Consider the following 22,993-nt stretch of genomic DNA (forward strand, 5'->3'; position numbering starts at 1 on the left):
GGCCGGGGCCTCGGGCACCCGGCGGGGTCACCAGCCGAGCAGGTGGGTGCGGCGGGTGAGGGCGGCGAGGATGGACTCGGCGGCGCCGGCGGGGGTGAGGGAGCTGGTGTCCAGGGTGTGCGGGCCGGGGACGGCGCCCGGGGTGGGCTGGAGGACGACGAGGTGGAGGGCGGCGCCGGTGGTGCGGCTCTCGCGGCGGAAGGTGTCGAGGGTGGGCGGGGCGGCCGGGCACTCGACGATGACCTGGTAGCCGCCGGTCGCGTAGGCGAAGGCGGCCTGCGCGGCTGCGGCGAGGGCGGTGGTGTTCTGCCGCTCGGCCTCGGGGAGGTGCGGCGGGAGCTGGCCGCGCCGGATGACCCGCAGGAAGTCGTGCGCACGCAGGTGGACGCTCGGGTGCAGCTCCTCCGCGAGCCGGCTCGCGACCGGGCTCTGGCCGGCCCCGGCCGGGTCGACGAGGACGAGGACGCCGCCGGCGCCCCGGCCGCCCCCGAGCTCCGGCCCACCTACGGTCGTACGGTTCACAGCTGCTGATCCCTTCGCGGGCCGGGGACGGACGGGTAGCCGGGGCGAGGCGGTCGGAGTGCGGACGGGCCGGCCGGCCCGGATACGGACAGCCGACCGCCTCGTCCCTACGACTGGTGCTTTCGGGGATCAACCTAGTCCACGCCGGTGCCCCGAGTCGTCCCCACTCCTGCACCGGGGCGCTCAGCGGTCCTCGACGCGCAGCACGATCGGGTTGGTGAGGGCCGCCATCGGGCCCCAGGGGAGGTCCGGGCCCATCGCGTTGCCCTTGCCGGGCGACCCGTCCGGCTTCGGGTGGCGAACCTCGGCCCGGACGTAGGCGGCGAGCGAGGCCGTCGTGCGCCAGACCACCGTGCCGGAGCCGTCGGCGGGCAGTGACTCCTGGTGCAGCTGGCCCTCGTCGGTGAGGAGGCGGACCGTCCCGCCGGGCACGCCGGAGACGGCGAGCCGGACGTCCAGCGGGGCGTCCGCCGGGACGGCCAGCTCCTCGCCGATGCCGGCCCGGCGGCCGTGCCCGGTGACGGTGAACTCCAGCTGGACGGAGGCGGATTCGGCGAGCCAGCTGCGCCCGTCGCGCAGCCCGTCGAGGATCGCGTCCCGGGTGAGGTCCTCGGCCAGGACGACGTTGTGCGGGGAGCCGATGACCTGCGGGGCGCTGTGCGCGTCGCTGTTGCCCAGGGCGGGCAGCCAGGAACGGCCCTCGCGCAGGGCGACGGCGAGCCGGCCGTCCCAGGTGTCGACCGCGGACTCGTCGTCGTACGTCCAGGGCCCGTTCCACACCTCGACGCCGTCGGCCTGCTCGTAGCCGAACTTCCACTGGCAGGCGACGTACGGGCAGTACGGGTGCGCGGGCACCACCAGGCCGCCGGAGCGGTGGACCTGACGGACGAAGCGCGGGTACTCCTCGTCGCGGGAGCGGTAGCGCCAGTCGACGAACTGGCCCGCTTCGAGGCCGAGGGCCAGCCAGTGGCCGTTGCGGGTGGTGATCTCCTCGCCCGGGATGATCAGCAGGTCGGGGCCGGCCAGCGGGCCCCAGACCGCGTGCGAGGAACTGGTGTTGTGGTCGGTGGAGACGATGAAGTCGAGGCCGGCCGCGCGGGCTCCGGCGGCCACCTCCTCCGGGAGGCGCCGTCCGTCGGAGTGCACGGTGTGCAGGTGGCAGTCGCCCCGGTACCAGGCGAGGCCGCGGCCGCGGGCCCGCTCGGACGGGTAGTGCGGGGTGAACGCCGGCCCGGGGGCGCCGAACCGGAGGGTGACCTGGACGTGGTAGTCCAGCCCCTGCGGCGCGATCTGGTAGGGGCCGAGGGCGAGGTGCCAGGTGCCCGGGTTGATCGGGCCGGGGAGGTAGCCGGGGGTCGCGGTGTCGCGGGCGAGGCTGAACTCGGTACGGAAACCGCCGGACCAGCCGCGGAACCCGGGGCCGCCGAGGTCGGTGCCGCGTTCGTCGAAGATGCCGATGTCGCAGGAGTTGCCGGGGGTGCCGGCCGGGACCGGGGGCTTGTCGTAGCCGTAGCTGACGGCGATCTCGCGGACACCGGCGGGGACTTCGACGGGGAGGTGGACGAAGTCGGGGGAGCCGGTGGGGAGGTGGCCGGTGAGGGTGAGGGTCCGCTCGGTGCCGGGGGTGCCGGGTGCGCCGGGTGCGTCGGGTGCGGAGGCGGCGGCGGGGGTGGTCGCGGCCAGGCCGAGGGCGGCGGCTCCGGTGGTGAGGCCGGTGCGGAGGAGGTCGCGACGGGCGGGGCGTGGGGTGTCGTGGTCGGCGGGCATCGGGTCCTCCGGGGCAGGGCGGGCGGGGTCCGTTCGGCTCCTTACCCGTGGCGGTGAATCAGGGGTGAGCCGGGGCCCACGGGCGGGGGGCGGCTCGGTGAAGGGGGTCGCCGTCGGCCGGGTCGGCGAGTTGCGGGCGGTGACGAATAGTCCGTTCATATTCATAGCGAGCGGATCGGATCATCGCGGAGGAGACGGGTGTGGCACTGAGTCGGCGGGCGCTGCTGGCGGCGGTGGCCGGGAGCACGCTGGCGGGGTGCGGGCCCTCGGCGGGTGGCCGGGCGGCGGCCCCGGCGGCCTCGGTGGCTTCCGCTTCGGTTTCCGAGGCCTCCGAGGCCTCCGAGGCCTCGGCGATATCGGCGGCGACGCCGTCGGAGCCCCCGACGCCCGCCCCGACCACCCCGACCACCCCGACCGCTGCGCCCGGGCGCCCGGAGCCGACCCGGGCCGAGCTGGTCGCCCGGTACGGCGGCGCCGAGCCGAAGCAGTGGGGGATGGAGGTCACCGGGGTGATCACCGAGCTGCCCGCCGGCGAGATCGCGATGGCGCTCACCTTCGACGCCTGTGGCGGCCCCGGCGGGAACGGGTACGACGCCGACCTGATCGACTTCCTGCGGAAACGTTCCGTCCCCGCCACGCTCTTCCTGAACGCCCGCTGGATCGACGCCAACCCGGACGTGTTCGAGCAGCTCGCCGCCGACCCGCTCTTCGAGATCGGCAACCACGGCACCGTCCACCGCCCGCTCTCGGTCACCGGCCGCTCTGCCTACGGCATCGCCGGCACCGGTGGCGTCGGCGAGGTGTACGACGAGGTCGCGGGCAACGCGCACAAGCTCGCCGGGCTGCTCGGCCGCCCGGTGCGCTTCTTCCGCTCCGGCACCGCGCACTACGACGACGTCGCCGCCCGGGTGGTCGCCGACCTGGGGGAACGCGCCGCGGGCTTCACCGTGAACGGCGACGGCGGGGCGACGCTCAGCGCCGTCGAGGTGCGGCAGGAGATCGCGGCGGCCCCGCCCGGGGCGATCGTGATCTGCCACATGAACCACCCGGGCGGCGGTACCGCCCCCGGGGTGGTGGCGGCGGTGCCGGGGCTGCTGGCGGCGGGGCGGCGCTTCGTCCGGCTGTCGGACGTGATGCGGTGAGGCGCGGGCGTGCCGCGCTGCGGCGACGTGCGCGGACCGCGTTGCGGCGTTAGGCCAGTCGGAGGCCTCCCGGGTGCTCCTCCTCGATGATCCGGACCAGCCAGTCGAACACCGTCGGCCCCTTGCCGGCCCTGGCGGCGGCGAGGTCGGCGCGGACGTGCTCGCGGTTGGCGGGGTGGCAGTGGGCCAGCCGCAGTTCCAGCTGGCGGACCGTCTCGGGGTAGCCGAGGTTGCGCCGGGAGACCGCGTGGTCGCGCCACTCGATCAGGTAGTCGCCGTCCTCGGGGGTGCCGTAGCCGCCGCGCAGGCAGTCGGCGAAGGCGTCGAGGTTCCGGCCGAAGTAGCCGTCGCTGCCGATGGTCTCACCGACCACGTCCCAGAAGTCGTCCAGCGTGTGGATCCGGGTGCCAGCTATCACATAGGTCACGGTCACGGGGTCGAGGATATGCCGAGTGCGGTCGTCGGTGCGCCGGACTACCGGGCGACCGCGATGGCGGTGGCGAGCAGGCCGTCACCGACGGCCCAGCGGCCCTCGAAGCCCTCGATGCGGCGGCCGTTGACGTTCGGGCCGGGGACCAGCAGCCGGGCGGTGAAGGAGCCGTCGGGGGAGAGGACCAGGTCGGCCTCGCTGAAGTCCAGGAACTGCTCGGTGAGCGGGAACCACGCCTTGTACACGGATTCCTTGGCGCTGAACAGGATGCGGTCCCACGGCGTGCCGGGGTGCTCGGCGAGCAGTTCGACGATCCGCTTCCCCTCCTCGGGCAGCGCGATGACGTCCAGGACGTCGTCCGGGAGCGGCAGGGCGGGCTCGGCGTCGATGCCGACCGAGGCGAGGTCGCCGGAGTGGGCGACGGCCGCCGCTCGGAAGCCCTCGCAGTGGGTGAGGCTGCCGACGACGCCGTCGGGCCAGCTCGGGGCGCCGCGCAGGCCGGGGACCAGCGGGCGGTAGGGGATGCCGAGGCGGGTGAGGGCGGTGCGGGCGCAGTGGCGGACGGTGGTGAACTCTCGGCGGCGCTTGGCCACCGCCTGGACGACGGCGGCCTCCTCGGCCGGTTCCAGCCGGGCCTCCGGCGGGTCGTCGTAGGACACCTCGGTCACGACGGCGTCCGGCAGCAGGTCCCCGATCACACGCTCCCCCTCGGTCGGTGCGCGGACGGCCGCCGCGCGGATCGAGCCTAACCCGGGTGGGGGTGGTCCCGGCGGGCCTTCCGGGGAAGATCCACCGGGACCACCCGGAGCATCGGGAGCACCGGGACCACTGAGGCCAACTCGCGGTACTGCTCGGCGCCGTCCAGCGACCGCAGCGGTCGGCCGAGGCCAGGCCCCAGCTGCGCGGGTAGCGCACCAGGCTCTGCGGGCCGCCGATGAGCGCGGCCTCGCGCTCGACGTCCGGGTTCCAGTCGTCGGGCAGGTTCGGGTGGTGGACGAAGCGGCTGAAGTAGCTGCGGGTGCCCTCGGGGAAGTGGCCGGCGGCGAGTTGGCGGGCGAAGCGGCTGCGGCGCAGTTCGTCCCAGCCGCCGTCGTGGCGGCCCCGGTGGCGGCCCCGGTGGCGGGCGGGGTGGAAGAGGCCGGTCAGGCCTTCCAGGGCGCCGTAGTACTGGTCGAAGGCCTGCTGCAGCGGTCAGTTGGTGCGGTCGTCGGCGGCGTAGGGCTCGCGGTGGTGGGGGTCGGCCTGCGGGTCGGTGGGCGGGGCGACGGGCCGGTCGGTGTGCGGGGCGGTCTGCGGGGGGGGGGGGGGCTTTCGAGGGCTTTTTGGGCGGGGGCTAGCGGTACCGGGCAGGCGTCGCGGCGAGGGCCCGGACGGGCCGGGCGTACAGCTCGCCGAGCACCGGGGCGCCGGCGGCGACGGCTAGCGCGTCGGGGCCCCGCTGCTGGGCGATCAGCAGGTCGGCGTCCCGGTGCAGGTGTGAGCGGAGGGTGAACTCGGCCCGTACGACGTCGAGATAGGCGGGGTCGAGGACGGCGAAGGTCTCGGTGAGCACCAGCAGATCGGGGTTGACCACGTCCGCGAGCAGGGCGAGGGCGCGGCCGATGGTCCGGGCCCGCTCGCGGACCAGCCGGTCCGCCCGGGGGTCGCCCTGCTGGACGGCGGCGATCAGCTGGGCGCGGTCCGGCTTGGCGGTGATCCCCTCGGCGGCAGCCGCTTCGAACAGGGTGGTGTCGGAGGCTGCGACCGAGAGGCAGCCCCGGCGGCCGCAGTGACAGAGTGCGGCGTCGTCCGCGTCTTCGTCCGCTCTCTCGTCCGCTTGTTGGTCCACTTGCTGGTCCGCTTGTCCGTCCGCGAGCCGGTCCGCGATCGGCAGGTGGCCGAGGTCGCCGGTGGCCGAGGGTGGGCCCTGATGGACCGTGCCCGCGACCGCCAGCGCCGCGTCCACCACATGGCCGACGAACAGCTGCACCATGCTCCGCCGGGCGGCCGGGTGGCCGAACAGGATCTCCGCCTGGGTGAGCGCCCGGGCGTGGTTGTCCACCTGGACGGGCAGGCCGGTGGCGTCCTCCAGCAGCTCCCGCAGCGGCATGTCCCGCCAGCCCAACGGTCCGTGACGGGGTATCAGCCCGCGTTCCGGGTCGACGGCGCCGCCGGTGACGGCGCCCAGGCCGACTACCGTCCGGCCGCCGCGCAGGGCGGCGATCAGCCGGGGCAGTCGCTCCAACAGCGGCTTCAGTACGGCGAATCCGGTCCGGCCCCGGTTGGAGATCTCCTGCCGGTACAGCACCTGCCCGCGCAGGTCGAGCAGTGCGAAGGTGGTGTACGGGACGCCGATGTGCAGTCCGGCCACGGCAAGCCGGTCGGTGTCCACGTCCACCGGCAGCTGCGGGCGGCCCAGCGCCCCGGTGCCGCGCCCGCCCGCCAACTCCCGGCGCTCGCGCAGCAGTCCGAGCCGCACCAGGTCCACCACCTGCCGGGAGACCGCCGACGCGCTCAGCCCGGTCAGAGCGGCGACCCTGCTGCGGGCGATCGGCCCGTGGTCGAGCACCGTGCGCAGCACGGCGGAGGCGTTGGCGTCCCGGCGGTCGTCCCCGGTGCGGACGGGCGGCCGGGCGAGGGGGGTGGTCATGGTGGCGGTACCCGGGTCCTCTGGGTCGGTTGACGGCCGGGTCCTCCCCGGCCGGGTCGGTCGTATCGCGTTCCTCCGGTCGGGACGATCGGCGGTAACGCGTGCCCCGGCCGAGTCAGTTGGCCGTTTCGAGCTCCTCGGCGGGCACCAGGCCGGCCACCCGCGGCGGGTCGGCCGGCTCCAGCAGACGGCTCGGAGCGCCGTCCACGCCGAGCGGCAGGTCGCCGTCCAGGGTGATCCGGCGGACCAGGCGCGGCTCGTCGCCGTAGTCGTTGACCGCGTAGTGCTGGGTGGCCCGGTTGTCCCAGATCGCGACGTCGCCGATCTGCCAGTCCCAGCGGACGGTGTTCTCCAGCCGCTCGACGTAGCGCTGGAACAGGTCGATCAGCGCCCGGCTGTCGGCGCCCGACACGCCTTGGATGCGCTGCGCGAACGCGCCCAGGAGCAGCGACTTCTCCCCGGTGACCGGGTGCACCCGGACGACGGGGTGTTCGGTCTTGAAGGCGGTGGAGACGAAGACGTCGCGGAACAGCCGGGCGATCTCGGCGTTGTCCGCCAGCTCCGGGCGCAGGGCCAGCCGGGCGGCGTAGTCGTAGTCGTTGGTGTGGACGGCCCGCAGGCTCTCGGCCAGGGCCTTCAGCGGTGCGGGCAGGTCCTGGTAGGCGGCCGCGGTGTTGGCCCAGACCGTGCTGCCGCCGGCCGGGGGCAGCTCCAGCGAGCGCAGGATCGAGGCCTTGGGGTAGGACGGCACGAAGGTGACGTCGGTGTGCCAGTTGTTGGCCCGCACGCCCTTGGTCGCGTCCAGCTCGAAGATGTAGCGGCCGTCCGCGCTGGGGACGGTCGGGTGGCCGACCGGCTGTCCCAACAGGCGGGCGAACGCCTCGTGTCCGGCGTCGTCCAGGTGCTGCTGGCCGCGGAAGAACAGCACCTTGTGCTGGTGGAGGACGGCCTCGACGGCGGCCACGGTCTCGGCCGGCAGGTCGCCGCCGAGGCGGACGTCGTGCACGATCGCGCCGATCCGGCCGGCGGCGGGGGTGAGGCGGAGTTCGGTCAGGGCGGTGGTCATGACGGTTCCCCTTCACGGGAAGATGGTGACGGTGAGTGACGCATGGCGGCACCGGGCCGTTCCGCGTACCGGTCGCCGGGCAGGGCAGGGCAGGGCAGGGCAGGGCAGGGCAGGGCAGGGCTGAGCGGCGAGGCGGGGCAAGGCCGAGCGGCGGGGCAGGGCGTGCGGGAGGGAGGCCGGTCCGGCGGGACGGACGGTCAGAGGGCGAGCGCACCGCGACAACAGCGGCGCGGGCAGCAGGCGGTGGCCGGGCGCGGGGCACGGCGGACAGCGGTGTGCATCGGCCCTCCTTCCGGCTCGCCGCGAGTGGGCTCGGCGCTCATCGTGCTGAAGGGCGAGGCTCGCTGTCAATCGTCAACTTGTCTTCTGGGAACGGGTGTTGCCGCCGCGTTGCGGTGTGTTGCGGCGGATGTCGCGGGGGTGGCGGGTGTGCTGCGGGCGGGAGTTCGACCTTGTGACGGGCTCGCGGCGGTTACTAACTTGCGGAGCGGAAGTAAGTTCGGAGCGGGCCGAGGGCGCGCCCTCGAGCCTTGGCGAAGGGGAGGTCGGCGCCCGTGCCGGAACTGCTGCACGCCCGCGCGTCGGCGCGGACCACGTGACGGGTGGCGCGACTGTCCGGCGGTGACGGAGCGTACGGACTGGGCGAGTGCTCCGAGGCCGGCCCGGGCGCCGGGCGGGCCAGGGCGGCGGTCGCTCCCGGCTTCGTCCCGGTGGAGCGCAACCGGCGCGTGTGGGCGGATCCGCAGCCGAGCGCCGCGATGCTACGGTCGTCCCCACTGGGGCGGTTCGGCAGTGCGGCCGAGGTCGCGCGGGTGGTCGGCTTCCTGGCGGCCGAGGAATCCTCGGTCGTCAGTGGTGTCCGCCTCGCCGTGGACGGAGGAACGACCGCGATGCTGCCCGAAGCCCCGCTGCGCTGACACCTTGTTCGAGGAGGGCCCCGCTGTGCGTGCCGAACCGGTCGCCGACACACCGTACCTGGAGCTGGGCGAGGGCCCGCTGTGGGACCAGTCCGCGCAACTGCTGCGCTGGATCGGCATCCCCGACCGGCGGGTGCTCACCCTGGACCCGGCCTCGGGCGCGATCGGCTCGGTCGAACTCGACGCCACCCCCGGCACCTTGATGCCGTACGGCGACGGCGGGCTGATGCTCGCCACCGAGCGCGGCTTCGAACGGTTCGATCCGGCCACTGGCCGCACCACGCTGGTCGCCGCCGTCGAGGCCGACCGCCCGGACCGCCGGATGAACGACGGCAAGACCGACCCGTACGGCCGACCGGTCGCCGGCTCGATGGGGCGGGGGGAGCCGCGCGAGCCCGGATCGCTGTACCGGCTGGAGCGCGACGGCGGTGTCCGGGCGATCCTCGGCGGGCTCGACATCCCCAACGGCCTCGCCTGGCCGGAGCCCGACCGGCTCTGGCACATCGACACCACCACGCGCCGCATCGCCCTCTACCCCTACCCCGAGCACGGCCCCCTCGGTGAGCGGATCCGCACGCTCGACGTCTCCCACCTGCCGGGTTACCCGGACGGCATGACGCTCGACGCCGACGGCAACCTGTGGGTGGCGTTCTGGGACGGCTGGGCGGTGCACTGCCTCTCGCCCGAGGGCGAGGTGCTGGCGTCGGTCGAGCTGCCGGTGCCGCGCGTCACCAGTTGCGCCTTCGGCGGGCCGGACGGGCGGACGCTCTACATCACGTCCGCCCGGTCCGACCAACACCCGCTGTCCGGCGGTCTGTTCAGCGTCCGGGTGTGAGGGGTCCGGGTGTGGCGGCGCCGGGTTCGAGGGGGGCGCGACCCTACTGCCCGAGCAGGCGGGCGAAGTCCAGCCCGAGGCTGCCGAGCACCGGCAGCGCGCCGAGGTCGGTGACGGCGCCGACGGGGATGCTGTAGCCCTGGTTCACCGCGCGGGGCGCGGGCGCGCCGTTGGCGGGCACGGCGTTGGCGGGTGCGGCGGCGGCCGGGATCAGGGCGGCGCCGAGGAGCAGGGCTGCGAGTGCGGTGCGCATGGGGCGGGGCCTCCGGGGGTGGGCGTGGTGACCTGTCAACACCCTGCGGCGCGGTGCGGTCACGTATCTTCGCCCCTTCGGCCGTATTGGTAAAGATTCCTGCCTTGTGTTCATGTCAACATGGCGGCGGTCTGGACCATACCGCCGTCGGGCGCATACGTTCTCTTCACTCGGACGGGCATCGGGCGATCTCGCTGAACCCCCTTGCGGCTTCGGCGACTTCTGCCTGTCATGCCCATGGCTAGAGAACCGGAGGGAACCATGCGCGCCATCAGCAAGAACCTCAGGATCCTCGCGGGCGCCCCGCTCGCGGCCGCCGCCCTCATCGCCCTCACCGCCGGCACCGCCAGCGCGGCGATACCGATCAACACGCCCATGGCCGGCAAGGCCACCTACTACAACGACGCCGGCTACGGCGCCTGCGGCACCCAGATCAACGCCTCCAACCAGATGCTCGTCGCGGTCTCCCACACCTGGTGGACCAGCGCCAACCCCAACAACGACCCCCTGTGTCAAGGAATTTCGGTCAAGGTCAGCTACCAGGGCAAGACCGTCACCGTCCCCGTCCGGGACAAGTGCCCCTCCTGTGACGCCGGCCACCTCGACCTCAGCCAGCCCGCGTTCGCCCAGCTGGCCCCGCTCGGCCAGGGCGTCATCAACGGCCTCACCTGGCAGTTCGTCAAGGCCGGCCTGAACGGCAGGACCGTCGAACTCTCCGAGCCCGTCACCGGCTCCACCATCGGCTGAGACTGCGGATGAGCGGCCGTGCCCGCCCCGTGACACGTGGGCGGGCACGGCCGTCGCCCGGGGTCCGCTTCCGGGCCTGGGTGTTTCAGCGTTTCAGCGCCTCAGCGGCAGAGCGCGGCGTCCACGGCGTCGGCGACGCGCTGCTTGACGTCGGCGGAGGGCAGGGTGGTGACGGCGATGTCGGCGGCGCGACCGCCCTCGGTGACACCACCGCGCGTCACGTAGCCCGGGAGCGTGCCGCCGTGGCCCCAGTACACACCGCCGCAGGACAGCGGGCGGCTGGCGAGGCCCAGCCCGTAGCGGCCGCCGGGGCCCATGTACTCGGCGGGGACGGTGACCTGCATCTGGGCGAGCTGGGCCGGGGCCAGCAGCTCGCCGCCGAGCAGGGCGCGGAAGAAGCGGTTCAGGTCGCTGTTCGTGGACACCAGGGCGCCGGCCGTCCAGGCCCAGGACATGTCCTGTTCGGTGACGTCCAGCGGCTGGCCGCCGGGCTCCTCGGTGAAGTAGCCGTGCGGGTGGCGCTCGTGCACCGTCATGTCGCCCTGGGCGGGGAAGTACGTGTGGCGCAGGCCGATGCGGTCGATGACCCGCCGGGTGATCTCCTCGCCGGCGGGCCGCCCGGTGACCTTCTGGATGATCAGACCGGCGATCAGGTAGCCCGTGTTGCAGTACTTCCAGCCCTTGCCGGGCTCGAAGTCGGGTTTCTGGGCGAGCGCGAGGTCGAGCAGGTCGCGGGGCTCGTGGTACTGGGAGAGGCTCTGGTCGGGCAGGAAGTGGGTGTAGTCGGGCAGGCCGCTGGTGTGCTGGAGGATCTGGCGGACGGTGATCTTCCGCCCGTCGATGCGGCTGCCGTCGGCGCCGGTGCCGCGGACGAGGCCCGGCAGGTAGGTGTCGAGGGAGGCCTCCAGATCGACCTTGCCCTCGGCGACGAGTTGCAGGACGACGACGGCCGTGAAGGACTTGGTGTTGCTGCCCGCCCGGACCTGCCCGTCCACGGGCACCGCCGCGCCAGTGGCGAGATCGCCCACCCCGGCCGTGGAGGTGCGGGTGTGCCCGTTCCGGTCCCGCACGGTGGCCAGCGCGCCGGGCACACCGTCTTGCCGGACCAGCGCGTCGAGCCGCTGTTGGACGAGGTCGGCTCGGGGGCCTGCCGCCTGGGCTGCCGGCGCGGCGGTCACGCCGAACAGCAGGGCGCCCGCGGCGACGGCCGCCGCGCTGAGCCGGAGTGGTCGATTCCTGTACGGGGTGGACGGGTTCACGGAGCGTCTCCTCTCGTCGGGCCGGCGCGCCCGGGACCACCAGGGCACCACGCGGCACCGGCGACGGTCGTCCGCGCGCAGGAGGAGCGGGGGCCGAAGCCGTGGTCCTGACGGTCTACGACCTGCGGGGTATGAACGGCGATCCGGCCGGCGCTGTGTGATGGTGTCCGCCCCTGCGCGCCGCAGGGGCGGACACCCGGGGCTTACCTAAACCAGTCGCTCGATCGCCTCGAAGATGTCGGCGTCGGTCTCCTGCTGCCACTTGGGCAGGTCGTTCCAATCCGCGACGTAGCCGGGCTTGGGGCTCTCGATGTGCTTGTGGATCTGGGCGATCCAGCAGAGCGAGACGAAGCGCCCCTTCTGCTCGCGGGAGAGCTTGACGGTCGTCCCGCCGCTCACGGCCACGAAGTCCCGAACCTGCCCGAACACGGCTGCGGCGCAGGGTCGTTCCCAGTCGGGGGTCTCCTCCCAGGAGGCGATGCAGCCGGGCTTCGGCTCTCCGGGGAAGTGCCGCTTCACTCCGGCGATCCACGCCTCCCGGAAGATCCTGCCGTCCTCGGTCATGAGCTGTTCCTTTCCTCATGCGGCGCGCTGGAGCGCCGTAATGTGGTCGTGCAACTCCGCGATCCGGTTGTCGTTGCCGGTACTGATGGCTGCGGGGGAGGACGAGGAGTGCCACCGGCGGCTGGCGTTGGTGCACAAGCTGACGAAGGGGCGTCGGGGAGCCGTGGTCGAGCCGTGCGGGAAGGTCGTGCATGCGGACCTGGTAGTGGGGCGGCCGTGAGGGGTGAGAGTGGGATCGCCGACCCGGTGCGGGTGTGGCTAGCGTGTGGGGTCTCCGTGGCCGGGGTGATGATGCTGATCGCGCTCTGGGGGACGGTGATGTGCCAGTGACAGGAACAGCGGGGAGACGAAATTGATGCTCTACGTCGTGGTGTGTGCGGCCGGAGTCGCGGGTGGGGTGGGGGAGTTGGTATCCGCCGCGCAGGGGCGGGGGTGGGAGGTGGGCGTGGTGGCGACTCCGCGGGCGATGGGGTTCATCGACGAGGAGGAGCTGGTGGCGCGGACGGGGTATCCGATCCGTTCGGCCTGGCGGAAGCCGGGGGATCCGCGGCCGTTGCCGGATCCGGATGCGGTCGTGGTCGCCCCGGCGACGTTCAACACGATCAACAAGTGGGCGGCGGGGATCTCGGACACCCTGGCGCTCGGCATCCTCTGCGAGTCGTACGGGTGGGGCGTCCCGGTGGCGGTGCAGCCCTGTCTGAGCGCGGCGCAGGCGGCGCATCCGGCGTACGGGGAGAGCCTGGCCAGGCTGCGGAGCATGGGTGTGCGGATCGCGGAGTTCACACCGGGGGCGTACAGCTGGACGCGGGTGCTGGAGCTGCTGGCGGTCTGACAGGGTGGCTGGCCGGGCGGGGGGATCTTGGCAGTGTGGGGGTGTTCCGGCGTGACCGGTGCGGCGTAGCGTCCGGGCAGGTCGGCGACGGGTGTGGGAGGTTCTGGTGGCGGTCAACGGCGAGGTGTCGTTCTGGTACGCGGCGAGCGGGTTGCCGGAGCCGGGGCCGGCGTTGCCCGGGAGCGCGGATGTGGACGTGTGCATCGTCGGCGGCGGGTACACCGGGCTGTGGACGGCGTACTACCTGAAGAAGGCGGAGCCGTCGCTGCGGATCGCGGTGCTGGAGCGCCGGTTCTGCGGCTACGGCGCCTCGGGCCGCAACGGCGGGTGGCTGTACAACGGTTTCGCGGGCCGGGGCGCGTTCGCGAAGCGGTACAGCCCGGGTGCGGCGGCGGCGATGCAGCGGGCGATGGACGATGCGGTCGGGGAGGTCGTGGACGTCGCCGCCGCCGAGCGGATCGACGCGCACATCGTGCGTGGCGGGGTGCTCGAAGTGGCCAGGAACAGAGCCCAGTTGGAGAGGCTCAAGGCTTTCGCCGCCGCCGAGCGGGCGTACGGCGAGGGCCGCGTCGAGCTGCTGGGCGCCAAGGAGGCCGCCGACCGGATCGCCGTCGCGGGTGCCCTCGGTGGCACCTGGACGCCGTACGGTGCGCGGATCCAACCGGCCGAGCTGGTACGCGGGTTGGCGCGGGTGGTGCGGGACCTCGGGGTGGCGGTGCACGAGGGGACGGCGGTGACGGCGATCCTGCCGGGCACCGCGTACGCCCGGCCGCGCGCGGTGACGCCGCAGGGCACGGTGACCGCCGAGTACGTGCTGCGCGCCACCGAGGGGTTCACGGCCGGCCTGCGCGGCGAGCGGCGGACCTGGCTGCCGATGAACTCGGCGATGATCGCCACCGAGCCGCTGCCGCCCGCCTTCTGGGCGGACGCGGGCTGGCAGGGCCGCGAGGTGCTGGGCGACTTCGCGCACGCCTACATGTACGCGCAGCGCACCGTGGACGACCGGATCGCGCTGGGCGGCCGGGGCGTGCCGTACCGGTTCGGCTCGCGGACGGATGCGGACGGCGGCACCCAGGTGGAGACCGTGCGCCAGCTCCGGCAGATCCTGAACCGCTTCTTCCCGGCGGCCGCGAGCGCCCGGATCGACCACGCCTGGGCGGGCGTGCTCGGCGTCCCCCGGGACTGGTGCGCCACCGTGGAGCTGGACCGTGCGAGTGGCCTCGGCTGGGCGGGCGGGTACGTCGGCAGCGGGGTGACCACGACGAACCTGGCGGGCCGGACCCTGCGCGACCTGGTCCTCGGGCGGGACACCGGGCTGACCGGGCTGCCCTGGGTGGGCCACACCGTGCGCCGCTGGGAGCCCGAGCCGCTGCGCTGGATCGGGGTGCACGCGATGTACGCGGCCTACCACGCGGCGGACCGCCAGGAGGCGGGCGGACGGGCCACCACCTCGCCGATCGCCCGCGTCGCGGACGTCGTCTCCGGGAGGTAGCGAACGCGGCTGCGCGGGTCCGGGCGTGAGGGAGGGCGCCCGCGCGGATCCGGACGGTGGCGAGCACGGTGGCGGATCCGGACGGTGGCGAACACGGTGGCGGATTCGCCACCCCGGATCCGCCACCGCGCTCGCCACGGCCGTTCGGACGCTCCGCCGTGCAAAGCGGCCCGGGAGCAAGCACGGTGGGGGCGTGCTGAGGAGAACGCTGGTGGCCCTGTGCGCTCTGTGCGTCCTGCTGTTCTGCGTGCCGGCGACCGGCGCGCAGGCCAGGTCGCCCGGGTGGGCGGTCGTGGTGGTGGACCAGGAGTCCCGTAGCGTCCTGGTGCTGCAGAGCGCCGAGGAGCTGATGGCCTACCGGGGCCCGGGGCGGCTGCCGGTCGTGTGGGGCTGGAGCGCCGACCGGGCGGCCGGGCTCGCGGACCTGACGCCCGCGCGGAGCTGGACGAATCCGGACGAGGCGAAGAGCCGGGTGCGGCAGGGCCGGCGCTACCTGCTGACCACCGCCTCCGGCGGCCTGGCCGCCGTCGTGGACACCACCACCGGCGCGACCCGCTGGGCGGCGGACCTGGGCGGGGCGGCCAATCCGCACAGCATCGAGCTGCTGCCGGACGGCAACGTCGCGGTCGCGGCGAGCGGCGGCGGGTGGGTGCGGCTGTACGCGGCCTCGCAGGGGCCGCGCGCCACCGCCCACGCAGGCTACCCGCTCCCGGGCGCGCACGGCGTGCACTGGGACGGCCGGACGGGCCTGCTCTGGGTGCTCGGCGACGACGTGCTGACCGCGCTGCGGGTGGGCGGCACCCCGGCGGCGCCCACCCTGACCGCCGTCCGCTCGACGCCGCTGCCCGACCACGGCGGGCACGACCTCGCGCCGGTGCTGGCCGAGCCCGGACGGTTCTGGGTGAGCACGCTGACCGGCCTGTGGCGGTACGACCCGGCGGCCGACCGCTTCACCGCCGTGCGGCTGGGCGACCCCGCAGCCGTCCGGGACGTGAAGAGCGTCGGGGACGAGCCCGGCACCGGACGGCTGCTGACCGTGGCCCCCGACCACAGCGGGCCGTGTTCCTGGTGCACCTCGGTGATCACCCTGCACCGGCCGGACGGGACGCGGATGCTGCGCGGGACGCATCTCTACAAGGCGAGGTGGTGGGGAGGCTGGTAGCAGATCCGCGACGTGCAGGTGTCGGTTTCGGGGTTCGGGTCGGCGATGCCACCCGTTCTGCCGACGGCATTCGGATGATGGGGCATATTGTGTACCCCGCCAAACTACTCCAATAGGAGTGAGTTTCCCGTCGCCGTCCGTAAACCATCCGTCGACCGTGTCGGCTGGGATAGCGTCGAAGGCGTCGGGGGGCCGACACCGATTCGGTGTATTCGAACACTAGTTACCGGGCCGTAATGGCCGGAATGAGTCATGGAGAAAAACGTGTCGAATTTGATGCCGGAAAACATGCCGGAGAAAATGCCGGACACCGTCGACGACCTGCAACTCGCGGCGGAATCGCTGGCCGCTTTCCCGGCCCGGGGCGCGGCCGTCGGCGCCGATGTCACCGAGCGCCTCGCGGCGGTCGCCGAACTCTGCCGGTCGGTCGACGCGGTGCTCGACAGCCTGGTCGTCCAGGTCGCCGCGGAAGCGGCCGAGGAGGGTTGGACGGCGGCCCGGATGGCGGCGGAACAGTCCGGTTACTACGCGAGGTTGCGCCGGGCACTGCTCCCCGCCGCGACCGGCGCCGGGCTGACGCAGCAGTGAGCGCGCTGCACCCGGGCGTGCACGTGCTGTCCTGCCCCACCCGGTGGAGCGACGTCGACGAGAACGGGCACATCAACAACGCCCGGCTGGTCGGCTACGTCCAGGAGGGGATTTACGACATGTTCTGCCACCACGAGACCGCCGTCCGGGACGCCCTGTTCCCGTCCGGATTCATTATCGCGCGGCACGAGATCGATTTCCTGGAGCAGTTGTACCACCGGCCCGAGCCCTTGTCGGTGCAGTTGACGGTTGAACGGATCGGGCGGAGTTCCACGCATGTCGTGGTGAATGTCTGCCGTGACCCGCTCACCTTTATGCGGGCCAGGACCGTGGTGGTCGCGCGGGACCGTGAATCCGGCCGCTCGCGCAAACTCAGTTCGAACGAGCGGCGTTTTCTCGAGGCGTTTATGCCGGATGCCGTGCAGGCCGTCGCGGTCCCGCCGGCCGCGCCGGCTGTGTCCACCGTGCCCGCTGTGCCCGCCGCACCGGCCGTGCCGGTCACGGCGCCTCCGCCGCAGCGCGTGGCGGCCCGCTCGGGCGCCGCTCTGCCGCACCGCACCCGCAGACGGTGTCGGGCGTCGGTGGCCTGACACCCGGTCCCCTGGTGGCCCCGCGCCGGGCAGGGCGCGGGCCGGCGGCGTGATCGACAACGGCGTCGATCCGTCCGGCCGGTCTCCCTGCCGCCGTGCCGCCGTGCCGCAGTACGCTGAGCAGCACGGGTACCGGCGAACCCCAGGCGGTCACGGGCCGTGACGGCGCAGCCGACCGGACCTCGCCGCCACCAGCCGTCCGCCACGGGCCGTCCGCCACACCAGCCGTCCGCCGCCTCCGGGCCTCCGGGCCACCGGGCCAGGGATCGTCCGCGAGAGGGCCGGCGGCTCTCGGCCTCCGGCTTCCGGGCGGAGCGCAGCCGGTTCCCGCCGACCGGAAGGAGGACGCGATGACCATCTCCCCGGAGGACTTCCGCGCCCGCGTCGTCGACTGTGGGGAGTACCCGAGCGAGGCGGAGGCGGAGCACGCCATCCGGGTCGTGCTCGCGCTGCTCGGTGAGCACCTGGTCGGGGCCGAACGGGCCGAGCTCGCCGACGCGCTGCCCGAGGCGTACGCCCCGCTGCTGCGCGATGCCGGGCCCGCCGCCGAACCGCTGACCGCCGAGCGCTTCGTGCGCGGCGTGGTCGGCTGGATCGACGGCGCGACCGAGGCGACCGGGCCGTGGGACATCGGGGCCGTGCTCGGCACCCTCGCCGACCTGGCCCCGGGGGAACTGGTCGACCGCGTGGTCGAGCAGCTCCCGGACGGCTACGATCTGCTGTTCGGCCACCCGGTGCCGGCCTGGGCCGGCGCGCCGGTGGTGGCCCGGAACAGCTCCGCACCCCGGCCGGTCAGCTCGACCGGTCCGGCGCCCGGCCGCAGGTAGACGGACGCGCCCCGGGGGAGGTCGAGGTCCGCGAAGCCGGGGGCGTGCAGTCGGGCGCGGCCCTCGACGCACAGCAGGATCTGCGGGGTGGGCAGCTCGGCGCGGACGGCGGCCGGGCCGGGGCGCAGCCGGGAGAGCCTGAACTCCTCGGCGGGGGAGGGGAATTCGTCCTCGAATCGGTCGCCTGGGAGTGCCGTGAGGACCTGCGGTTCATCGGCGCGGAAGGACGTGACCGCCAGCAGGCCGTCGACGTCGACGTGCTTGGGGGTGAGCCCGCAGCGCAGCACGTTGTCCGAGTTGGCCATCAACTCCACGCCCACGCCCCGGAGATAGGCGTGCGGAACCCCGGCGTCCAGGTAGAGGGCCTGGCCCGCCGTGAGCCGGACGTGGTTGAGCAGCAGTGCGGCGATCAGGCCCGGGTCGCCGGGGTACTGCGCGGCGGCGCGGGCGTAGCCGGCGCAGGCCTCGGCGAACGGGCCGCCCTCGGCCGCGAGCCGGTGCAACGCCCTGGTGACGTCGCCGAGTTGGGTGCGGGTCGGCCGGTCCTCGGCCAGGACCCGGCGCAGCAGCGCGGGCAGGGCCTCGGCGGCGGGGTGCGCGCGCAGGTCGTCCGCCCAGGGGGCGAGCAGCGGGACGGCGAGCGCGTCCAGCAGCCGGGCCGTTCCAGGGGCCGGGCGGAAGCCGCACAGTGCTTCGAAGTCCCCGAGGGCGCAGATGAGTTCGGGCTTGTGCCCGGGGTCCTTGAAGACCCGTTCGGGTGCGTCGAGCGGGACGCCGCGAGCCTCCTCGGCCGCGTACCCGGCCGCCGCCTGGGTCCGGGTCGGGTGGACCTGGAGGGAGAGCGCCCGGTCGGCGGCGAGCACCTTGAACAGGAACGGCAGCGTCGGGCCGAACCGCCCCACGGTGTCCGGCCCGAGCATGGCGTTCGGGTACCGCTGGATGAGTTCGTCCAGCGGCTGCGGCCCGCCGGTGCCGTCCGGAGACAGCAGCTCGGAGGGCGCCGACGGGTGTGCGCCCATCCACAGTTCGGCCTGCGGGGCGCCGGTCGGCGCGGTGCCGGTCAGCGCGGGGATGGCGGTGGGCGAGCCCCACGCGTACGGGCGGACCGGGTTGTGGAGCAGGGCGAAGGGCGGGAGCGACATGGCGCGGCCTCCGAGGGGTTCGGGTCAGCGGCAGAGCGCGGCCGCGCCGATCAGCCCGGCATCGGTGCCGAGTTCGGCGCGGCGGACGTCGAGGCCGCGGATGTAGGACAGCGTGGCGTAGCGGTCGAGGTGGCGGGCGAGCGGTGCGAACAGGACGTCGCCGGCGGTGGCGACGCCGCCGCCGACCACCACCCGGTCGAGGTCGACCAGGGCCGCGGTGGCGGCGATCCCGGCGGCGAGGGCCTGGGCGGCGCGGTCGAAGGAGGCGAGCGCGACCGGGTCGCCCGCCTCGGCGTCGGCGGCGACGGCCCGGGCCGAGCGGTCCTCCCCGGCCGGGCGCCAGCCCTCGGCGAGGGCCCGGCGGGCGATGGCGGTGCCGCTGGCGAGGCCCTCCAGGCAGCCGCGCGAGCCGCACGGGCAGGGCTCGCCGTCCAGGTCGACGCTGATGTGGCCGAGGTGGCCGGCGTTGCCGCTGGGCCCGGGGCGGACGGCGCCGTCGAGCACCAGCCCGGCGCCGACCCCGGTCGACACCACCAGGCACAGCGCGTTGGCCGTGCCCCGGGCGGCGCCCTGCCAGTGCTCGGCGGCGGCCATCGCGACGCCGTCCCCGGCCAGTTGGACGGGCAGCCGCCGGGCGGCCACCGCCGGGTGCGCGGCGACCTCGGCGACCAGCGGGAAGTCGAGCCAGCCGGGGATGTTGACGGGGCTGACGGAGCCGGCGACGAGGTCGACCGGGCCGGCGCTGCCGATCCCGACGGCCGTCACGGCGGACCAGTCGGCGGTGCGGGCGAGCCGGTCCAGCACCTCGTGCACGACGGCGAGCACGGCCGCGCCCGGCTCCCGGGCCGGGGTGGGCAGTTGGTGCCGGTGCCGCAGCCGCCCGTGGCCGTCGACCAGCGCCCCGGCGATCTTGGTGCCGCCGATGTCCACGGCGGCGAACAGCGGGGTGGCGGCGGGCGGCGGGGTGAGGGTCATCGCGGCGGGCTCCAGGCGGGTTCGGGCGGGGGCGGCGCCCCGGCGGGCGGGCCGGGGCGCCGATCAGCGTAGTGCGGCATGCGGGGCGCGGTGGGCGGGGGTGCGAGACCCCGAACGGCGGCCCCGAACAGCGGGGCCCCGAACAGCGGGGCTCCGAACGGCGGGTCCCCGAAACGGCGGGTCCCCGCCCGCCCGTCAGCCGGCGGTGCTCAGCCCGCCGCGCTCAGACGCAGCGTGACCAGCTCGAACGGCCGCAGCGCCAGCCGCACCGCGCCGTCCTCCACGGCCACCTCGCCGCGGGTGCCGTCCCAGGGCCGCTCCAGCAGGTCGCAGGGGACGGCACCGGCCAGCGGGTAGGAGGTGGTGAGCAGGCCCCGGGCGCGGCCGCCACCCGCCTCGTAGACCCGGACGATCAGGTCGCCGCTGCGGTCGTCGGCGAGCTTGACCGCGCTGACCACCAGCGCGTCGTTGTCCAGCTGCACCAGCGGCGCGACCTGCTCGGCGGTGCCGGTGACGCGCCGCTCGGGCAGGCCGATCCGGTAGCCCTCGCGGACGGCGTCGCCGATCGCCGCACCCGGGACGAGGGCGTGCCGGAAGCGGTGCAGGCCCTGGTCGGTCTTCGGGTCGGGGAAGCGGGGCGCGCGCAGCAGCGAGAAGCGGACCGTGGTGGTGGTGCCGCCGTCGGTGTCGCGCACGGCGCGGGTGACGTCGTGGCCGTAGGTGGAGGCGGTGACGAGGGCGACGCCCCAGCCGGGCTCGTCGAGGTGGACGAAGCGGTGGTTGCAGGCCTCGAACTTGGCGGCGTCCCAGCTGGTGTTGGTGTGGGTGGGCCGGTAGAGGTGGCCGAACTGGGTCTCGGCGGCGTACCGCTCGGTGTGCACGTCCAGCGGGAACGCGGCCTTGAGGAACTTCTCGGTCTCGTGCCAGTCGACCTCGGTGTCGATGTCGAGCCGCTGCTCGCCCGCCCGCAGGGTGAGCGTCTGGACGACGGTGGACGAGCCGAAGGAGCGCGCCACCCGGACGGCGGCCTGGTCGGGGGCGGAGAGCGCCGTCAGCGCGTCCACGGCGGTCAGGTCGGTGACGGTGTTGCGGTAGAACTGGTCGACGTCCCAGGCGTCCCACATGTTGGGGAAGTCCGGGTGCAGCTGGAGCAGGTTGGCCCGGGTGCCGGGGGCGACGGTCTCCCGGCCGCTCGCCACCTCGACCACCGACGCCACCAGGCCGTCGGCGTCCACGACCACGTCCAGCAGCCCGTTGCGCAGCAGGAAGCCGCCCTCGGGCCGCTCGATGACCTCGCAGGCGCCCGAGCCGAGCACGGCCGGGGCGGCCCCGCCGGCCGGGACGGCCGAGCGCGGGTGCGGCGCCGAGTTGAACACCAGCTCGCGCCCGCCGGCGGTGTCCCCGGCGAGGGCCTGCTGGGCGCCGTCGATCAGCGAGTCCAGCTCCGCGGCCAGCGCCGCGTACGTCGCCTCGGCCTCGCGGTGCACCCAGGCGATGGAGGAGCCGGGCAGGATGTCGTGGAACTGGTGCAGCAGGACGGTCTTCCAGATCCGGTCCAGCTGCTCGTACGGGTAAGCCGCGCCGGTGCGCAACGAGGCGGTGGCGCACCAGAGTTCGGCCTCGCGCAGCAGGTTCTCGCTGCGCCGGTTGCCCTGCTTGGTCTTCGCCTGGCTGGTCAGGGTGGCCCGGTGCAGCTCCAGGTAGAGCTCGCCGACCCAGACCGGCGGGTTCGGGTACTCGGCCTCGGCCTTGGCGAAGAACTCGGCGGGCTTCTCCCAGCGGACGGTGGCCGAGCCCTCCAGGTCCTTCATCCGGCCCGCCTTGGCGACCATCTCGCGGGTGGTGCCGCCGCCGCCGTCGCCCCAGCCGGTCGGGGCGAGCGAGTGCCGGGCCACCCCCTTGTCCTTGAAGTTCCGTGCCGCGTGGGCGATCTCGCTGCCCTTCATGGAGCAGTTGTAGGTGTCCACGGGCGGGAAGTGGGTGAAGATCCTGGTCCCGTCGATGCCCTCCCAGAGGAAGGTGTGGTGCGGGAACTTGTTGATCTGGCTCCACGAGATCTTCTGCGTCAGCAGCCACTTGGAGCCCGCGTTGCGGATGATCTGCGGCAGGCCGCCGGTGAAGCCGAAGGTGTCGGGCAGCCACGCCTCGTGGTTCTCCACCCCGAACTCGTCCAGGAAGAACCGCTTGCCGTGCACGAACTGCCGGGCCATCGCCTCCGAGCTGGGCATGTTGGTGTCGGACTCGACCCACATGCCGCCGGCCGGGACGAACCGGCCCTCCGCCACGGCCTTCTGCACCCGGGCGTACACCTCGGGGCGGTGCTCCTTGATCCAGGCGAACTGCTGTGCCTGGGACATGGTGTAGAGGAAGTCCGGCTCGTCCTCCAGCAGCGCGGTCATGTTGGCGGTGGTGCGCGCCACCTTGCGGACGGTCTCGCGCAGCGGCCAGAGCCAGGCCGAGTCGATGTGCGCGTGGCCGATCGCACTGATCCGGTGCGCGGACGGCACGGCGGGCGCGGCCAGCACGTCGGTGAGCTCCGAACGGGCGGCGGCCGCCGTGCCGTTGACGTCCTGGAGGTCGATCGCGTCGAGCGCCCGCTCGACCGCGCGCAGGACGTCCCAGCGGCGGGCGCCGTCCACCGGCAGCTCGGCCATCAGCTCGCCGAGCACCTCCAGGTCGATCACCAGTTGCCAGACCGTCTCGTCGAAGACGGCGAGGTCCATCCTGGTCAGCTTGTACTGCGGCTGGTCGCCGGCGGTGTCCTTGTCGCCCAACTCGGTGGGCAGGAAGGGGTGGTAGTCCAGGATGACCGGGTTGGAGGCCGCCTCGACGTGCAGCAGCACCTGCTCGCCGCCGGCCGCGGGGGCGGCGATGCGCACCCACTGGTTCTGCGGGTTGAGGCCCTTCACCGGGGTGCCGTCCGGGCGGTAGACCAGGCCCTCGCACTGGAAGCCGGGCATGTTGGCGTCGAAGCCGAGGTCGATCAGCGCCTCGACCGTCCGCCCGGCCCAGGCCTGCGGCACGGTGCCGGTCACGGTGATCCAGCTGGTGCCCCACGGCGCGCCCCAGGCGTCGCCGACCGCGATCGGGGTGCGCGGCGCGGCCAGGCCCTCGGCGACCGGGACGGGCTCGCCGGGTGCCGTCCAGATGCCGACCTCCAGCGGGACGGACTCGGGGTAGACGGCCGGGCGGATGCGCTCGTCCAGGACGCGCTTGAGGCGGGACTCGACCAGCGTGCGGTCATCGTGCATGTC

The 22,993-nt window shown here is 74.1% G+C and carries 22 protein-coding genes and 1 pseudogene; 10 read left to right on the forward strand and 13 right to left on the reverse strand.

From position 1 onward, the window contains the following. Nucleotides 1-27: 27 nt before the first annotated feature. Together ACIP37_RS05225 and ACIP37_RS05230 are read right to left on the reverse strand one after the other, a co-directional pair. Nucleotides 28-522 (reverse strand): hypothetical protein, encoded by a 495-nt coding sequence (locus ACIP37_RS05225; RefSeq protein ID WP_350883659.1) that lies wholly within the window; start codon nt 520-522, stop codon nt 28-30. Nucleotides 523-705: 183 nt separating this feature from the next. After that, on the reverse strand, nt 706-2,289 hold the full coding sequence (locus ACIP37_RS05230; protein ID WP_400803145.1) for a CehA/McbA family metallohydrolase: 1,584 nt from the start codon (nt 2,287-2,289) through the stop codon (nt 706-708). A gap of 200 nt (nt 2,290-2,489) precedes the next feature. On the opposite strand from ACIP37_RS05230, the gene ACIP37_RS05235 reads away from it, so the two are divergent. Beyond that, nucleotides 2,490-3,431 (forward strand): polysaccharide deacetylase family protein, encoded by a 942-nt coding sequence (locus tag ACIP37_RS05235; protein ID WP_363581772.1) that lies wholly within the window; start codon nt 2,490-2,492, stop codon nt 3,429-3,431. Nucleotides 3,432-3,480: 49 nt separating this feature from the next. Here the strand turns inward: ACIP37_RS05235 and ACIP37_RS05240 are convergent, their stop codons facing one another. The 5 genes and pseudogenes from ACIP37_RS05240 to ACIP37_RS05260 all read right to left on the reverse strand — a co-directional run bounded on the left by ACIP37_RS05240 (nt 3,481) and on the right by ACIP37_RS05260 (nt 7,556). Further along, nucleotides 3,481-3,864 carry a barstar family protein gene (locus tag ACIP37_RS05240; protein WP_063346419.1) on the reverse strand — a complete coding sequence of 128 codons (384 nt, stop codon included), beginning with the start codon at nt 3,862-3,864 and terminating at the stop codon, nt 3,481-3,483. A gap of 41 nt (nt 3,865-3,905) precedes the next feature. After that, nucleotides 3,906-4,559, reverse strand: coding sequence for a 4'-phosphopantetheinyl transferase superfamily protein (locus ACIP37_RS05245; protein WP_363581774.1), 654 nt, complete (start codon nt 4,557-4,559; stop codon nt 3,906-3,908). A gap of 184 nt (nt 4,560-4,743) precedes the next feature. Then, nucleotides 4,744-5,076, reverse strand: a pseudogene (locus ACIP37_RS05250) (hypothetical protein); the annotation flags it as partial. Nucleotides 5,077-5,194: 118 nt separating this feature from the next. Further along, complete coding sequence (locus ACIP37_RS05255) at nt 5,195-6,490, reverse strand: ROK family protein (protein WP_400803140.1); 1,296 nt, start codon at nt 6,488-6,490, stop codon at nt 5,195-5,197. 115 nt (nt 6,491-6,605) lie between these two features. Beyond that, nucleotides 6,606-7,556, reverse strand: coding sequence for a TauD/TfdA family dioxygenase (locus ACIP37_RS05260; RefSeq protein ID WP_363628358.1), 951 nt, complete (start codon nt 7,554-7,556; stop codon nt 6,606-6,608). Nucleotides 7,557-8,158: 602 nt separating this feature from the next. Here ACIP37_RS05260 and ACIP37_RS05265 point away from each other — a divergent pair. Together ACIP37_RS05265 and ACIP37_RS05270 are read left to right on the forward strand one after the other, a co-directional pair. Continuing rightward, nucleotides 8,159-8,473, forward strand: a complete 315-nt coding sequence (locus tag ACIP37_RS05265) for an SDR family oxidoreductase (RefSeq protein ID WP_363628359.1) — start codon at nt 8,159-8,161, stop codon at nt 8,471-8,473. A gap of 25 nt (nt 8,474-8,498) precedes the next feature. Next, nucleotides 8,499-9,308 (forward strand): SMP-30/gluconolactonase/LRE family protein, encoded by an 810-nt coding sequence (locus ACIP37_RS05270; RefSeq protein ID WP_400803135.1) that lies wholly within the window; start codon nt 8,499-8,501, stop codon nt 9,306-9,308. Between the two features lie 43 nt (nt 9,309-9,351). Here ACIP37_RS05270 and ACIP37_RS05275 read toward each other — a convergent pair whose 3' ends face one another. Next, nucleotides 9,352-9,561, reverse strand: a complete 210-nt coding sequence (locus tag ACIP37_RS05275; RefSeq protein WP_363628362.1) for a hypothetical protein — start codon at nt 9,559-9,561, stop codon at nt 9,352-9,354. Nucleotides 9,562-9,822: 261 nt separating this feature from the next. Here ACIP37_RS05275 and ACIP37_RS05280 point away from each other — a divergent pair, with 261 nt between their 5' ends. Next, entirely contained in the window at nt 9,823-10,308 is a 486-nt protein-coding gene (locus ACIP37_RS05280; RefSeq protein WP_363581786.1) for a cysteine/serine endopeptidase inhibitor, read from the forward strand. Nucleotides 10,309-10,409: 101 nt separating this feature from the next. Here the strand turns inward: ACIP37_RS05280 and ACIP37_RS05285 are convergent, their stop codons facing one another. Then, nucleotides 10,410-11,567: a serine hydrolase domain-containing protein gene (locus tag ACIP37_RS05285; protein WP_400843313.1), complete on the reverse strand. Its 1,158-nt coding sequence runs from the start codon at nt 11,565-11,567 to the stop codon at nt 10,410-10,412. 207 nt (nt 11,568-11,774) lie between these two features. Beyond that, complete coding sequence (locus ACIP37_RS05290; protein WP_363581790.1) at nt 11,775-12,131, reverse strand: hypothetical protein; 357 nt, start codon at nt 12,129-12,131, stop codon at nt 11,775-11,777. A 355-nt stretch (nt 12,132-12,486) separates the two neighbouring features. Between ACIP37_RS05290 and ACIP37_RS05295 the strand changes: the two genes are divergently transcribed. The 6 genes from ACIP37_RS05295 (at nt 12,487) to ACIP37_RS05320 (ending at nt 17,622) form a co-directional block, all read left to right on the forward strand. Next, the gene (locus ACIP37_RS05295; RefSeq protein ID WP_400803131.1) at nt 12,487-12,963 is read left to right on the forward strand and encodes a flavoprotein; all 477 of its coding nucleotides are present in this window, start codon (nt 12,487-12,489) and stop codon (nt 12,961-12,963) included. Nucleotides 12,964-13,066: 103 nt separating this feature from the next. Continuing rightward, nucleotides 13,067-14,455: an NAD(P)/FAD-dependent oxidoreductase gene (locus ACIP37_RS05300; protein WP_400803803.1), complete on the forward strand. Its 1,389-nt coding sequence runs from the start codon at nt 13,067-13,069 to the stop codon at nt 14,453-14,455. 193 nt (nt 14,456-14,648) lie between these two features. Continuing rightward, on the forward strand, nt 14,649-15,617 hold the full coding sequence (locus ACIP37_RS05305) for a DUF6528 family protein (RefSeq protein ID WP_400803129.1): 969 nt from the start codon (nt 14,649-14,651) through the stop codon (nt 15,615-15,617). A gap of 252 nt (nt 15,618-15,869) precedes the next feature. Next, nucleotides 15,870-16,205, forward strand: coding sequence for a hypothetical protein (locus tag ACIP37_RS05310; RefSeq protein ID WP_363581794.1), 336 nt, complete (start codon nt 15,870-15,872; stop codon nt 16,203-16,205). Next, nucleotides 16,202-16,795: an acyl-CoA thioesterase gene (locus tag ACIP37_RS05315; protein ID WP_400803125.1), complete on the forward strand. Its 594-nt coding sequence runs from the start codon at nt 16,202-16,204 to the stop codon at nt 16,793-16,795. Before ACIP37_RS05310 ends, ACIP37_RS05315 begins: the two co-directional genes overlap by 4 nt. Nucleotides 16,796-17,145: 350 nt before the next feature. Next, nucleotides 17,146-17,622: a DUF2267 domain-containing protein gene (locus ACIP37_RS05320; protein WP_079135401.1), complete on the forward strand. Its 477-nt coding sequence runs from the start codon at nt 17,146-17,148 to the stop codon at nt 17,620-17,622. Here ACIP37_RS05320 and manA read toward each other — a convergent pair. The 3 genes from manA to ACIP37_RS05335 all read right to left on the reverse strand — a co-directional run bounded on the left by manA (nt 17,505) and on the right by ACIP37_RS05335 (nt 22,990). Beyond that, on the reverse strand, nt 17,505-18,764 hold the full coding sequence (gene manA / locus ACIP37_RS05325) for a mannose-6-phosphate isomerase, class I (RefSeq protein ID WP_400803121.1): 1,260 nt from the start codon (nt 18,762-18,764) through the stop codon (nt 17,505-17,507). The genes ACIP37_RS05320 and manA overlap by 118 nt on opposite strands. Nucleotides 18,765-18,788: 24 nt before the next feature. Continuing rightward, nucleotides 18,789-19,739, reverse strand: coding sequence for an ROK family protein (locus ACIP37_RS05330; RefSeq protein ID WP_400803118.1), 951 nt, complete (start codon nt 19,737-19,739; stop codon nt 18,789-18,791). 209 nt (nt 19,740-19,948) lie between these two features. Continuing rightward, nucleotides 19,949-22,990: a glycoside hydrolase family 38 C-terminal domain-containing protein gene (locus ACIP37_RS05335; RefSeq protein ID WP_363581799.1), complete on the reverse strand. Its 3,042-nt coding sequence runs from the start codon at nt 22,988-22,990 to the stop codon at nt 19,949-19,951. Nucleotides 22,991-22,993 lie beyond the last annotated feature (3 nt).

This window comes from Kitasatospora sp. NPDC088861, from assembly GCF_044750105.1.
Classification (GTDB): Bacteria; Actinomycetota; Actinomycetes; order Streptomycetales; family Streptomycetaceae; genus Kitasatospora.

Coding starts and splice junctions, on each gene's coding strand:
- ACIP37_RS05230 (WP_400803145.1), bottom strand. CDS start 2,289: ATGCCCGCCGACCACGACACCCCACGCCCCGCCCGTCGCGACCTCCTC.
- ACIP37_RS05255 (WP_400803140.1), bottom strand. CDS start 6,490: ATGACCACCCCCCTCGCCCGGCCGCCCGTCCGCACCGGGGACGACCGC.
- ACIP37_RS05260 (WP_363628358.1), bottom strand. CDS start 7,556: ATGACCACCGCCCTGACCGAACTCCGCCTCACCCCCGCCGCCGGCCGG.
- ACIP37_RS05275 (WP_363628362.1), bottom strand. CDS start 9,561: ATGCGCACCGCACTCGCAGCCCTGCTCCTCGGCGCCGCCCTGATCCCG.
- ACIP37_RS05280 (WP_363581786.1), top strand. CDS start 9,823: ATGCGCGCCATCAGCAAGAACCTCAGGATCCTCGCGGGCGCCCCGCTC.
- ACIP37_RS05290 (WP_363581790.1), bottom strand. CDS start 12,131: ATGACCGAGGACGGCAGGATCTTCCGGGAGGCGTGGATCGCCGGAGTG.
- ACIP37_RS05295 (WP_400803131.1), top strand. CDS start 12,487: ATGCTCTACGTCGTGGTGTGTGCGGCCGGAGTCGCGGGTGGGGTGGGG.
- ACIP37_RS05310 (WP_363581794.1), top strand. CDS start 15,870: ATGGAGAAAAACGTGTCGAATTTGATGCCGGAAAACATGCCGGAGAAA.
- ACIP37_RS05320 (WP_079135401.1), top strand. CDS start 17,146: ATGACCATCTCCCCGGAGGACTTCCGCGCCCGCGTCGTCGACTGTGGG.
- manA (WP_400803121.1), bottom strand. CDS start 18,764: ATGTCGCTCCCGCCCTTCGCCCTGCTCCACAACCCGGTCCGCCCGTAC.
- ACIP37_RS05330 (WP_400803118.1), bottom strand. CDS start 19,739: ATGACCCTCACCCCGCCGCCCGCCGCCACCCCGCTGTTCGCCGCCGTG.
- ACIP37_RS05335 (WP_363581799.1), bottom strand. CDS start 22,990: ATGCACGATGACCGCACGCTGGTCGAGTCCCGCCTCAAGCGCGTCCTG.